Annotated in this window: 11 protein-coding genes; 9 read left to right on the top strand and 2 right to left on the bottom strand. The window is 59.9% G+C overall.

All coding sequences use genetic code 11. The features are described 5' to 3' along the window. Positions 1-123: 123 nt before the first annotated feature. Entirely contained in the window at positions 124-1,344 is a 1,221-nt protein-coding gene (locus ACYVM5_RS09505) for an acyltransferase family protein (RefSeq protein ID WP_460617883.1), read from the top strand. Here ACYVM5_RS09505 and ACYVM5_RS09500 read toward each other — a convergent pair. After that, positions 1,328-2,692, bottom strand: coding sequence for a glycoside hydrolase family 16 protein (locus ACYVM5_RS09500; protein ID WP_460617882.1), 1,365 nt, complete (start codon positions 2,690-2,692; stop codon positions 1,328-1,330). The genes ACYVM5_RS09505 and ACYVM5_RS09500 overlap by 17 nt on opposite strands. A 341-nt stretch (positions 2,693-3,033) precedes the next feature. Here ACYVM5_RS09500 and ACYVM5_RS09495 point away from each other — a divergent pair, with 341 nt between their 5' ends. From ACYVM5_RS09495 to ACYVM5_RS09485, 3 genes are all read left to right on the top strand, one after another. Next, complete coding sequence (locus ACYVM5_RS09495; RefSeq protein ID WP_460617881.1) at positions 3,034-4,599, top strand: hypothetical protein; 1,566 nt, start codon at positions 3,034-3,036, stop codon at positions 4,597-4,599. 192 nt (positions 4,600-4,791) lie between these two features. After that, positions 4,792-5,775: a glycosyltransferase family 2 protein gene (locus tag ACYVM5_RS09490; protein WP_460617880.1), complete on the top strand. Its 984-nt coding sequence runs from the start codon at positions 4,792-4,794 to the stop codon at positions 5,773-5,775. Positions 5,776-5,812: 37 nt separating this feature from the next. Further along, the gene (locus ACYVM5_RS09485) at positions 5,813-7,255 is read left to right on the top strand and encodes an aldehyde dehydrogenase (RefSeq protein ID WP_460617879.1); all 1,443 of its coding nucleotides are present in this window, start codon (positions 5,813-5,815) and stop codon (positions 7,253-7,255) included. On the opposite strand, the gene ACYVM5_RS09480 is transcribed toward ACYVM5_RS09485, so the two are convergent. Beyond that, entirely contained in the window at positions 7,252-7,839 is a 588-nt protein-coding gene (locus ACYVM5_RS09480; protein ID WP_460617878.1) for a Uma2 family endonuclease, read from the bottom strand. The two genes, ACYVM5_RS09485 and ACYVM5_RS09480, sit on opposite strands and share 4 nt — an antisense overlap. Before the next feature lie 92 nt (positions 7,840-7,931). Between ACYVM5_RS09480 and ACYVM5_RS09475 the strand changes: the two genes are divergently transcribed. From ACYVM5_RS09475 to ACYVM5_RS09455, 5 genes are all read left to right on the top strand, one after another. Next, positions 7,932-8,564 carry an acyltransferase gene (locus tag ACYVM5_RS09475; RefSeq protein ID WP_460617877.1) on the top strand — a complete coding sequence of 211 codons (633 nt, stop codon included), beginning with the start codon at positions 7,932-7,934 and terminating at the stop codon, positions 8,562-8,564. A gap of 31 nt (positions 8,565-8,595) precedes the next feature. Continuing rightward, positions 8,596-9,891: a nucleotide sugar dehydrogenase gene (locus ACYVM5_RS09470; RefSeq protein WP_460617876.1), complete on the top strand. Its 1,296-nt coding sequence runs from the start codon at positions 8,596-8,598 to the stop codon at positions 9,889-9,891. Positions 9,892-9,909: 18 nt separating this feature from the next. Then, positions 9,910-10,935, top strand: coding sequence for an NAD-dependent epimerase/dehydratase family protein (gene galE / locus ACYVM5_RS09465; protein WP_460617875.1), 1,026 nt, complete (start codon positions 9,910-9,912; stop codon positions 10,933-10,935). 54 nt (positions 10,936-10,989) lie between these two features. Then, complete coding sequence (gene rfbB / locus ACYVM5_RS09460) at positions 10,990-12,045, top strand: dTDP-glucose 4,6-dehydratase (protein WP_460617874.1); 1,056 nt, start codon at positions 10,990-10,992, stop codon at positions 12,043-12,045. Between the two features lie 94 nt (positions 12,046-12,139). Then, on the top strand, positions 12,140-13,147 hold the full coding sequence (locus tag ACYVM5_RS09455) for an SDR family oxidoreductase (protein WP_460617873.1): 1,008 nt from the start codon (positions 12,140-12,142) through the stop codon (positions 13,145-13,147). The last annotated feature ends 57 nt before the right edge of the window (positions 13,148-13,204 follow it).

Genomic DNA, 13,204 nt, shown 5'->3' with positions numbered 1-13,204 from the left:
TTGAAAACAAACGCTTTTGTAGCACTGCAAAGGTATGGTAGAATGTGGGATAGCCGAGTGAGTGGGCCGGCTGAATAATGGTTGGATTGTACTTTAGGGGCCAATTTAATTTTTTCCTCTCCCGTGTCGATTTCCTCTCCCGCAGATACTGCTCCTACCACTGCAGCGCCGGCGGCGGCCGTGCCCTACTTCCAGCCCCTCGATATTGTCCGTTTCGTGGCGGCGCTGCTTATTCTCATCACACACAGCTACGAGCACTGGACCGATGTGCCTCAGGTAGCGGCCACCATGGTCGACTGGGGCGGGCAGCCCGCGTGGTGGGCCACCAAGCTCAAGCTGTTCGTGGGCAGCTTCAACATCGGGGTCGACATTTTCTTCCTGATGAGCGGGTTCCTCATTACCTACCTGCTGCTGGCCGAAAAGCAGCGCTACGCCCGCATCGATATCAAAAGCTTCTACATGCGCCGGGTGCTGCGCATCTGGCCGCTCTACTACTTCTGCGTGGCCATGGCCCCGGTGCTTTCGCACTTCGCCGGCGAGCCGGCGGCCAACATGCCGGCTCACCTGCTGTTTCTGGGCAACTTCGATTTGATGAAGCACGGCTGGGGCTCCACGGCCGTCAACCACCTGTGGTCCATCTGCATCGAGGAGCATTTTTACCTGGTGTGGCCGCTGCTCATCGCCTTCGTGCCCCGGCACAAGCTCACTACCGTTTTCGGGGCCGTCATCCTGCTCAGCTTTCTCACGCGGCTGTACTACTTCTACTTCGTGCCGGATTCATACATGGCCTTGTACCTGAATACCTTGTGCCGGTGGGATGCGCTGGCCATTGGGGCCTTGTTTGCCTACGCCTATTTCTACGGCTACCAGCTGCCGCGCGTGCCAGCGGCCCTGCGCTGGATGCTGTACGGCGCCACACTGCTGGTTTTTGCCAGCGACTCCTACGGCAACTGGGACAACGTCTTCCTGCTCTCGTTTAAGAAATACGTGTTTCTGGGCGTCATTGCCTTCTTCATCGGCAACGTTCTTTTCAATCCTGACTCGGCAGTGAAGTGGCGGGGGCGCACCATCTTCCACTACTTCGGCAAGATTTCCTACGGCATCTACATGTTTCACGGCTTCGTGATTTTTGCCTTCGTGCGGGTCTTCCCCATGTTTCACACCCCGCTTTTCATTTTGTGGGTGATGCTGGGCACGCTGCTGGTAGCCGCCGCTTCCTACGAGCTGGTGGAAAAGCCCATTCTGCGCCTGAAAAAATACTTTGACGCCTTCCGCCAGCAGCGCATGCAGGTAGCGCAGCCGGTGCCGGTTGCCATTGCGGAGCCCGTTAGTGTACCGGGGTAAGGTCGGGAGAGACCGGCATGGCCAGCCACTCCGGCGTAAACACGGTGTCGTCGGGGCGGCCCAGCTGATACACAATTTGGCGCACCTGCCGGGCACCGGCCCGCAGGCGCAACGAGTAAGCGCCCGGCGGCAGTGCAGGCCAGGCCAACTCCCAGGCGGGAGCGGGCAGTTGCTGGCCGCTGCGCACCGGCTGGCCGCACAGGTCATAAAGCGTCCAGCTGAGCGATGAGCGGCCGTTGTCGGGCGAGGCCACCCAGTGGCGCGGCGAGTCCGTGTCGTTGAAGGCCACGAGGGGGGCCAGCCATCGGCCGTTCACCGGCAGCGGCAACGAGGCAAAGTCGTGCGGGTTGCGGTTGTAGGCTAGTTCGAGCCGGGGGCGCTGGTTGGGGCGCTCCAGCCAGCGCCAGCGCATTCCGGGAGCGGTAGCGCCCAGTACCCCGGCCGTAGTGCGCGGAAATTGCAGGATGCCCGGGGCGGGTGCCACCGGGGCCACCGGCGGGCGGGCCACGGTGCCCCGCGGCTGCTTATACACCCGGATGTAGTCGATGTCGAGCGAGGCCGCCGGGGTCTGCGCCCACGAGCTCATGCCCAGGTTGGAAATTACGTCGAGCGGGCAGCCCAGCGGGAGCAGTCGGGTTTCGTGCCGAATGGCCACGCCATCGAAATAATATACCAGCTCCTGGGCCTGCCAGCTCACGGCGTAGGTGTGCAGGTCATCCGTGAGGCGGCCCGGCCCGGTCCAGTAAAAGAAGCTTTGCGAAGCCTCGTTGGCGATGCCCGGCTGCCCGAGACGCCAGAACTCGTGGTTCCAGAGAATGATATTGTTCGAGATTGCCTCGGGCGCACCCGCTTCAAAAACGTCTACTTCGTCGGGGGCACCATAAAGCCAGAAAGCGGGTGACGGGGCATCGGCCCGGGGCAGCCGGCAGCGAATCTCAAACAAGCCGTAGGTGAACCCCGTCCGGCTATTGTCGCAGCCCACCAAGGCCAGCGAATCCTTGCCCGACCGGCTGAATAGCATGCCGGAGTCGTAGCGCAGCTGCCGTGCCCGGTAGGGCCGCAGCGTCTCGCGGCGGCGGGCGCGCAGGTGCAGCAGCCCCTCCGCATCGACTGTGACCTGCTCGCCGGTATAGTACTGGCCTTCGGAGCCGCCCAGGTTGCGTCCCCAGGGGTAGGCAAACTGCCAGTGCGCAGCCACCACGCTGCTATCGCCGGGGGTGTTGAACTCGTTGGCCCAGTAGAGCCGCCAGTTGGTGTGCCGCAGGGTATCAGGGGGAGCCTGACTGTGGGCCGTGCCTGCCACTAAAGCCAGCCGGATGACCAACAGCCAGTAAAAAAGACTTTTCATGGTTGCGGCTTTGGGTAGATGGTGGGTATGGATGCCAGCCTTAAATGTACACGCAGGAACTGCTAAATTTCGGTTGCCTCCGGGAGGGTTTGGGTGACCCTCGCTGTCGATGTTACCTTGATTTTTTTCATAAAGAGCCTCTATCAAGGGGCTCGCTTACGGCCGGTAGCACCGGCTGAATCGGCCAAGAGGTCGTAAATTGCAGCGAACTGTTTATGCACCAAAAAAAAGCATAATAAGGCCATTATTGATAGCCTGTTGCCGGCCCACCTCGCACGGACGCTTTTAACCTTTCCTGCTCAAGGCGCGCCCCAAACGCTGGACTACACAATTTCTACTTTATGATAAAAATATCGGATTGGAACAGCCAGGTGGTTGCACGGGAGGGAACGCGCCAAACGACGGCTTATGATATGCGGTTGCGGGTGCTGCTGAACAATGAGCTCATCGCACGGCTGCTGTCTGTCGCGTTGTTTGGGGTTTCGGTACTGGTGGCGTTCCTGACAAAAAACACCTATGATAGCGGCGACAGCATCCTGCATTTTCTGTACGCGAAGGCCGTACCGCAACATCCCGAAAACCTGCTTGACCCCTGGGCCAAACCCGTTTTTACCCTGCTCGCGGCGCTTCCGTCGCAAGGCGGATTTTTGGGAATGAAGTTACTCCAATGCGCGGTGGTGGCGGTGTCAGCCCGGCTGGCCTACGTCACTGCGCGGCAGCTGCGGCTGCCCTGGCCGGCCCTGGCCATTCTGTTTTGCTACGCGGCCCCCGACTATTTTCGAATTCAGTTTTCGGGGTTGACGGAGCCTACTTTTGGGCTGGTACTGATTGCCGCGGTCGCTTTGGCGGTTACCAACCGGCCCGTTTGGTCGGCGGCGGTGCTCTCCTTTTTGCCGTTTGTTCGCTCAGAAGGGTCCATGTTTCTGGGCATCTGGACGGTCTACCTGGTCTGGAACCGTAGTTGGCGCGCCCTGCCCTTTCTGTTTCTTGGCTACGCGGTGTACAGTTTTGTCGGTGGCTTGGTGCTTGGCGACTTCACGTGGGTCTTCACCAAAAACCCGTATGGCCTGCATTCGCAATACGGCCATGGCTTGTGGGGACGCTTCGTAGAGAGTATGCCGACACTGTTGGGCTGGCCGCTGACTTTTTTTTCAATAGTAGGGGGCCTACGGATGCTGTGGCGTGCTACTAAAGTAAAGGAATGGTTGCAGCCATTGTTTAGGGCCGAGCTATTGCTGATTTACGGCAGCATTGTGGCGTTTTTGGTTATGCAATCGGCCTTTTGGGCCCTTGGATTGTTTGGTTCCTTTGGCATGACGCGGGTGCTGGCGGTGCTTACGCCCCTGTGCGTGGTGGCGGCGCTTAGTGGGCTGGCCTGGCTAAGCCAGCTGGGGCGTTCCGGTCGCATGCGCGGCCTGATTGCGGCTACTGGCGTAGCGGCCGTTGTGGTCCTGCTCTTTTCTCGCGACTACGGCTACAACGCCGAAAGCGGAATCAATGTTGGCTGGCGGAGCACCTTGCACTGGCGCCGCGATTTTCAGGAAAGCACCGATATGATGCTGGCTGACCAGGCTGCCGCTTGGCTGAAGCAGCACGACGCGGGCTACAAGTGGCACCCCATCGCATTCTCGCACCTCTATTTTGCTGTGCCCATGAATGTCGACATCTTCGATACCGATGCAAAGCCCTCGCTTACCAAAGATTATGCGCCCTATCTGGATGGCGTTCCGGTGGGGACTTATGTGTACTGGGACGGATGGTTCTCGCCAGTAGAGAGCCACTTGCCGTTGGAGCTCCTACAAAAGGACAGTCGCTTCAAGCAGTTGTGGAAAGGCGCTATCCCGATGGATTTATCGAATCCGGGCGGAGCCACGTTTCAGTCAGTAATTTTCGAAAAGACGCGGTAAATCCCAACAGAACACCGCTGCGGTGGTGACCTGATTTCTGGCAATCACCGTTTGGCGCCCTCCGAAACCATCAAAAGGCCACGGTAGTAAGCCCTGCTGCTTGGTGCCGCCACTGCCCCAACGGTCAGGAAGAGCCGAGTATATTTGTCCGTCTGGCCGGTGTGGTTGGGACCAAATTGTTACCGCGCTGAAGTGTTTACCCCCTTGGAGCTATCCGTCATCATCCCCATCTACAACGAGGAAAGCACCCTGGGTGAGCTGTACCCGCGCGTGCGCACCGTGCTGGAAGGCATGGCCCTGGCCGGCGGGTACGAGATGATTTTTATCAACGACGGCTCCCGCGACCAGTCGTTGCCCATGCTCCTGGACTTGGCCGCCCGTGACGCCCGGGTGCGCTACATTGACCTAAGCCGCAATTTCGGCCACCAGATTGCCGTCACGGCCGGCCTCGATAACGCCAATGGCGAGGCAGTCGTCATCATCGACGCCGACCTGCAGGACCCGCCCGAACTCATCCCTGAGCTCTACCGCAAGCTGCGCACTGGCTACGAAGTGGTGTACGCCAAGCGCCGCTCGCGGCAGGGCGAAAGCGTGGCCAAAAAGTTTACCGCCCGTCTGTTCTACCGCATTCTGGCCAGCATCACCAACGTTTCCATACCGGTCGATACCGGCGACTTCCGCATCATTTCCCGCAAAGTAGTGGAAGGCCTGCGGCGGATGCCCGAGCAGAACAAGTTTCTGCGCGGTCAGATTTCCTGGATTGGCTACCGCCAGACCTTTGTAGAATACGACCGCGCCGAGCGCGCCGGGGGCGAAACCGGCTATACCTACCGCAAGATGATTCGGCTGGCGCTGGATGGCATCACCGCCTTCTCCGACGTGCCCCTGAAAGCCGCCACGCTCATGGGCTTCACCGTGTCGGGCATTGCTTTTCTGGTGATGCTCTACACACTTTACTCCCGGTTTATCAGCCACGATTACGAGCCGGGCTGGGCTTCGCTGATGGTGAGCATCCTGTTTTTGGGTGGCGTGCAGCTCATTGCCATCGGCATCATCGGCGAATACATGGCCCGCATGTCGGCCAACGTGCGGCAGCGTCCCCTTTATTTTATTGCCGATACCAACCTACCCGCCGTGGCTGTGCCGGATTTAGCGGAGGCTGCGCCCCGAAGCTAAGCAAATTCGGTGGCCGGGCGGGTCGTAAGTTCGTCCTATGCTTCGCATTCAGAATTACCTCAACGGCCAGTTGGTGCCGCCGCTGGCCGGCCGTTACCTCGACAACGTGGACCCCGCCACCGGCCAGGTTTACGGCCAGATTCCCGACTCCGACTCTGCAGACGTAGCCGCCGCCGTGGCCGCCGCCGAAGCCGCCCTGCCCGCCTGGCGCGCCCTCTCGGCCGAGGAACGAGGCCGCCTCCTGGTAAAAATCGCCGACCTCATCGACGCCAACCTTGACCGCCTGGCCCGCGCCGAAAGCCAGGACAACGGCAAGCCCCTAGCCCTGGCCCGCGTGATGGACATCCCCCGAGCAGCCTCCAATTTCCACTTCTTCGGCACTGCCGCCGGCCACTTCGCCACCGAAGCCCATGTGCAGGACGGGGTGGCCGTGAACTACACCGTGCGCCACCCCGTGGGAGTGGTGGGCTGCATTTCGCCCTGGAACCTGCCGCTCTACCTTTTTACCTGGAAAATTGCGCCCGCCCTGGCCGTGGGCTGCTGCGTGGTGGCCAAACCCTCGGAAATCACGCCCGCGACGGCTTTTCTGCTGAGCGAACTGTGCATCGAAGCCGGCCTGCCAGCGGGCGTGCTCAACATCATCCACGGCAACGGCCCGAATTGCGGGCAGGCCATCGTGGAGCATCCGGGCATCAAGGCCATCAGCTTCACGGGCGGCACGGCCACCGGGCGGCACCTGGCCGCCACCGCCGCGCCCATGTTCAAAAAGCTGAGTCTGGAATTAGGCGGTAAGAATCCGAACATCATTTTCGCCGATTGCGACCTGACTGCCGCCGTGGCCACCAGCATCCGCAGCAGCTTTGCTAATCAGGGTCAGATTTGCCTGTGCGGCTCGCGCATCTTCATCGAGCGCCCGATTTACGAGGCCTTCAAAACCGAATTTCTGAAGCAGCTCAAGGACCAGAAAATCGGCGACCCAATCGAAGCTGACACCAAACAGGGCGCGCTGGTTAGCGAAGCTCACCTGAATAAAGTGCTGACCTACATCAAGCTGGCGCACGAAGAAGGCGGCACACTCCTGGCTGGTGGCCACCGCGCCACCGTGCCCGGCCGCTGCGCCGAAGGGTATTTTCTTGAACCCACGGTATTCGAGAACCTGCCCTTCGACTGCCGCACCAACCAGGAAGAAATATTCGGCCCCGTGGTCACCCTCACGCCCTTCGAAACCGACGAGGAAGCCCTGATGATGGCCAACAGCACCGACTATGGTCTCTCCGCTACCCTCTGGACCCGCGACCTGCAACGCGCCCACCGCATAGCCCACCAGCTACACAGCGGCATCGTCTGGATAAACACCTGGCTGCACCGCGACCTGCGCACGCCCTTCGGCGGCATGAAAAACTCCGGCGTGGGCCGCGAAGGCGGGCTGGAGGCACTCCGGTTTTTCACCGAAGCGCAGAATGTGTGCGTGAAGCTTTAGAACTGAACGCCCGCATACACCTCGGCCAGCGGCACCTGGCAGCCGATGCTGCTCAAATCCAGCACGGCGTTCAGGTCACGGGTTTCGGTGAGCACCCAGCGGCCCAGGTCGTCCAGCGTATGCAGTTCCGCGTGAATGGCCTGGGCATCCAGCGTTAAGTATTGGCGCAGGCTGGGCACCTGACGGTAAAGCATGAATTTCTCGCTACGGTCGTACTGGCTGGTAGTGGGCGACAGCACTTCCACCAGCAGCGTGGGATTCAATAGCGTATCGGGCTTTTTTTCTTCGTTGAATTCCGGCTTGCCGCACACCACCGTCAGGTCGGGGTACACGAAGGCGCTGCCGCTCATAATTTGGAGGCGCTGGTCGCTGCCCACCACCGAGCAGCCTTGGCCGCGTAATCGACTATAAAGTTCGCCGGTCAGGTTCGCGCAAATCAGGTTGTGCGCATAGCCGGCCCCAGCCATAGCGCGGATTTCGCCCTGAAAATATTCGTGTTTAAATTCCGCCTCGCGCTCCAGGCGCAGGTATTCTTCGGGCGAAACGTAGCTGGCAGGTTCGGTTTGGAAGGCGGGCTGAGCCATAATGCAAGCACAATAAGGGAATTACCCAAAAGTACGAAGCCAACCCCGCCCTTGTCCTTACCTTTGCGGGCTGAACCGCTCGATTGCCCCGAATGCCCCACGCCACCCCCGATTATTACGCCCATCCCACGGCCATCCTCGACGAGGGGTGCCAGATAGGCCGGGGTAGCCGCATCTGGCACTTTTGCCATGTGTGCGCCGGGGCCGATATCGGCGAAGACTGCAACCTGGGCCAGAACGTATTCGTGGCCGACGGCGTGACCCTGGGCCGCAACGTGAAAGTACAGAACAACGTGAGCCTCTACGGCGGCGTCGTGTGCGAAGACGACGTATTCCTGGGCCCTTCGGTGGTATTCACCAACGTGAAAAACCCGCGCAGCGCCGTGCCCCGCAAAGGCCCCGGCCAGTACCAGACCACGCATCTGGAACAAGGCGTTACCATTGGGGCCAACGCCACCATCGTGTGCGGCACGCGGCTGGGCCGCTACGCCTTTGTGGGCGCGGGCAGCGTGGTCACGCACGACGTTCCGGCCTATGCCCTCGTATACGGCACGCCCGCCCGCCCGCAGGGCTGGATGAGCGCCTACGGGCACCGCCTCACGTTCGACCAGCACGGCCATGCCACCTGCCCCGAAAGCGCCGAAAAGTATGAACTGAGTCCCGACGGCCGTACGGTTCGGCCACTGGGACGTACTGCCAATAAGTTGCCGAAAATCAGCAACTAACCGTGAAAATTAGCAACTGAACATTACGCTCGTGTACGACCAACTATTGCGCAAAGAGGCCACCCTGGCCGTCATCGGCCTCGGCTACGTGGGCCTTCCCATCGCCCTTGAGTTTGCCAAGCAACTCAAGGTGATTGGCTTCGACATCAACGCCGGCCGCGTGGCCCAGATGAAAGAAGGCATCGACCCCAGCGGCGAGCTGGATAAAGAAGCATTCGAAGGCTGCGATATCACCTTCACCGATTCGTTGGAAGTGCTGCGCCAGGCGCAATTCTACATCGTGGCCGTTCCCACGCCCATCGACGAGCACGCCCAGCCCGACCTCAAGCCGTTGCTTGGCGCGTCCGGCTCGGTAGGCAAGGTGCTGAAAAAGGGCGACTATGTGGTGTTTGAAAGCACCGTGTACCCCGGCTGCACCGAGGAAGACTGCATTCCGGTGATGGAGCGCCTCTCGGGCCTGAAATTTCCAACCGATTTCAAAGTAGGCTACTCGCCCGAGCGCATCAACCCCGGCGACAAGGAGCACACCCTCACGCGCATCGTGAAAGTGGTGAGTGGTTGCGACGAAGAGTCGCTTGATACCATCGCCAAGGTCTACGAGCTGGTGGTGAAGGCCGGTGTGCACCGCGCCAGCAGCATCCGCGTGGCTGAAGCTGCCAAAATCATCGAAAACACCCAGCGCGACGTCAACATCGCCCTGATGAACGAGCTGTCGATGATTTTCGACCGCATGAGCATCAACACCTACGAAGTGCTGGAAGCCGCCGGCACCAAGTGGAACTTCCTGAAGTTCTCGCCCGGTCTGGTGGGCGGCCACTGCATCGGTGTCGACCCTTACTACCTGACCTACAAGGCCAAAGAGCTGGGCTACGATGCGAAGGTGATTCTCTCGGGCCGCACCACCAACGACAACATGGGCGCCTACATCGCCCGGAAAACGGTGCAGATGATGATTAAAAAAGGCAAGGACGTGGCCAAAAGCCGCGTGCTGGTGATGGGCGCTACCTTTAAGGAGAACGTGGAAGACATCCGCAACTCCAAGGTGGCCGACGTGATTCAGGAGCTGAAAAACTTCTCGGTGAACGTGGATATCGTGGACCCGCACGCCGATTCCAACGAGCTGCACCACGAGTACGGCTTCCGTCTGACCCACAACGATGACGTGCGCAATGACTACGACGCCGTGATTGTGGCCGTGAGCCACCAGCCCTACGCCACCAAGGACGAAGCCTACTTCCAGTCCATCACCTCCGACAATGCCGTGCTGGTCGACATCAAAGGCCTGTACCGCGGCAAGATGAAGGAACTGCAATACTGGAGCCTGTAGTAATTGATAACGCAGAATATGAGTAAGATACTCGTTACCGGCGGCGCCGGCTACATTGGCTCCCACGCGGTAGTGGCGCTCCAGCAGGCCGGTTACCAGCCGGTTATCGTCGATAATTTCAGTAATTCGGAAGAGTCGGCGCTGGCTGGCATCGAGTCAATTCTGGGCGTAAAAGTGCCAACGTACCGCATCGACTGCGCTAACGCGGCCGCCTTGCGCGGCGTGTTTGAGGCCGAGAAAGATATTCAGGGCGTCATTCACTTTGCGGCTTACAAGGCCGTGGGCGAATCGGTAGCGAAGCCACTGATGTATTTCCAAAACAACGTGGGCTCGCTGCTGACGCTGCTGGGCGTAATGGCCGAATTTAAGGTGCAAAACCTGGTGTTCTCGTCGTCGTGTACTGTATACGGCATCCCCGACGCCCTGCCCGTGACGGAAAATACGCCCACCAAGCCGGCTTCGTCGCCCTACGGCCGCACCAAGCAAATGTGCGAAGACGTGGTGCGCGACGTCTCGGCCGCCCCGACCAACGAGCTGCACACCATCCTGCTGCGTTATTTCAACCCCATCGGAGCCCACGAATCGGCCAAGATTGGTGAGCTGCCCCTCGGGGTGCCCAACAACCTCGTGCCGTTCATTACCCAGACGGCGGCCGGCATCCGCGAGCAACTGACCATCAACGGCGGCGACTACGATACCGTGGACGGTACCAATATTCGCGACTACATCCACGTCGTGGACCTGGCCAAAGCACACGTGGTGGCCGTGCAACGCCTGCTCGACCGCAAAGGCAGCGAAACGGTGGAAACCTTCAACGTAGGCACCGGCCAGGGCAACTCGGTGCTGGAAGTGGTGCAAACCTTCGAACGGGTGAGCGGTCAGAAGCTCAACTACCGCATCGGCCCGCGCCGCCCCGGCGATGTGCCCGCCATCTACGCCGATGCCACAAAGGCAGCAGAAGGGCTGGGCTTCAAAACCGAAACTTCTCTGGCGGATTCGTTGGCCAGCGCCTGGAAATGGCAGCAGGCATTGGCTAAGAAATAAACAGATTATATAGAACTCGGCGGCGCATGGCGCGGCCGAAAAACAAGCAACACCATGAAAATCCTCATCACTGGCGGCGCCGGTTTCATTGGCTCTCACGTAGTTCGGCTCTTCGTAACGAAATACCCGAACTATCAGATTATCAACCTTGACGCGCTGACCTACGCTGGCAACCTGGAGAACCTGCGCGACATTGAGAATGCCTCGAACTACAAGTTCATCAAGGGCGACATTGCCGACCAGAACTTCATCGACCAGCTGTTTGCCAACGAGGAACCCGACGCGGTGATTCACCTCGCGGCCGAGTCGCACGTGGACCGCAGCATCACCGACCCGATGGCTTTCGTGAAAACCAACGTCATCGGCACCGTGAATCTGCTGAACGCGGCCCGCCACCTGTGGCAGCCCGGCGGCTACGACGACCACGTGTTCTACCACGTGAGCACCGACGAGGTGTACGGCTCGCTGGACTTCGGCCCCGAGATGTTCACGGAGGAAACGGCTTACGACCCCCGCTCGCCCTATTCGGCCTCGAAAGCCAGTTCCGACCACTTTGTGCGCGCCTGGCACCACACGTATGGCATGCCAATCAAGCTGAGCAATTGCTCTAACAACTACGGCCCCAACCACTTCCCTGAGAAGCTGATTCCGCTGGCCATTCACCGCCTGCGCACCGGCCAGCCGGTACCCGTGTACGGCAAAGGCGAAAACGTGCGCGACTGGCTCTTTGTGAAAGACCACGCCACGGCCATCGACGCGGTGTTCCACAAGGGCAAAAACGGCGATACCTACAACATCGGCGGCGTGAACGAGTGGCAGAACCTGAAGCTCATCGAACTGCTCTGCGACGTGGTGGACGAGAAAACCGGCCAGGCACAGGGCACCTCGCGCAAGCTCATCAAGTTCGTGACCGACCGCGCCGGCCACGACATGCGCTACGCCATCGACTCCAGCAAAATCATGAACGAGCTGGGCTGGAAACCCTCCGTAACCTTCGAGCAGGGCCTGGCCCAGACTGTAGACTGGTACCTCGCCAACGAAGAGTGGCTCAATAGCGTAACGAGCGGCGCATATCAAGATTATAACGCGAAGCAGTACGCAGGACGGTAGCCCTACGCTTCAGTTATCAGTGAGCAGTGTCGTTCACTAGTCATTTGATAATTGTTCACTGCTCACTGCTCACTGATAACTGTTAACTGACCTTATGTACGAAAACCCCTTCCACGAGCAGCCGCTCGATAACCTGACTTTTCTCGTGACTGGCGGCGCGGGCTTCATCGGCTCCAACATCGTGGAGTATCTGCTGAAGTACGGCGTGAAGAAAGTGCGGACTCTGGACAACTATTCCAACGGTTTCCGCAAGAACCTGGCGCTGTTTTCGGGCGATTCGCGCCTGGAAATTGTTGAAGGCGATATCCGCGACGCGGCTACCTGCGCCGCCGCCTGCGAGGGCGTGGATGTGGTGCTGCACGAGGCCGCTCTCGGCTCGGTGCCGCGCTCCATCAAAGACCCGGTGCTGACCAACGACGTGAACGTGGGCGGCTTCGTGCAGATGCTGACGGCTGCCAAGGATGCGGGCGTGAAGCGTTTTGTGTACGCCGCTTCGAGCTCAACCTACGGCGACCACCCCGGCCTGCCCAAGGTAGAAGACCGTATTGGCAAGCCGCTCTCGCCCTATGCCGTGACGAAGTACGCCAATGAGCTCTACGCCGACGTATTTGCCAAAACCTACGGCATGGAAATCGTTGGCCTGCGCTACTTCAACATCTTCGGCCCGCGCCAGGACCCGGGCGGAGCCTATGCAGCCGTGATTCCGCTGTTCATCGATGCCATTCTGCGCAACGAGCCGCCCACGCTGAACGGCGACGGCGGCCAGACCCGCGACTTCACCTTCGTGGAAAACTGCGTGGAAGCCAATATTCGCGCCGCGCTGGTGCAAAACCCGGAGGCCTTGGGCCAGGTGTATAACATTGCCGTGGGCGACCGCACTTCGCTGGTGCAGATGTACGACATCCTGCGCGAAGAAGCCGGCTCGGATTTGGCGCCGAAATTCGGCCCCAACCGCGCCGGGGATATCCGCGATTCCTTGGCTGATATCTCGAAGGCCAACCGGCTGCTGGGCTACCAGCCGCAGGTGCGCATTCGTGAGGGGTTGAAGAAAACGCTGGAGTGGTTTAAGGCCAATCAGGCGTTTATTGCCGAACGTAATTAAGTTGTAGCCTGGACTCTGCGAGTCCGGGCGTTAGTCCAGATTCTCCAACGCCCGGAC

This window comes from Hymenobacter ruber (assembly GCF_054783255.1).
Note: the sequence above shows the minus strand (reverse complement) of the source record. Positions and strands in the feature narration are given on the sequence as shown.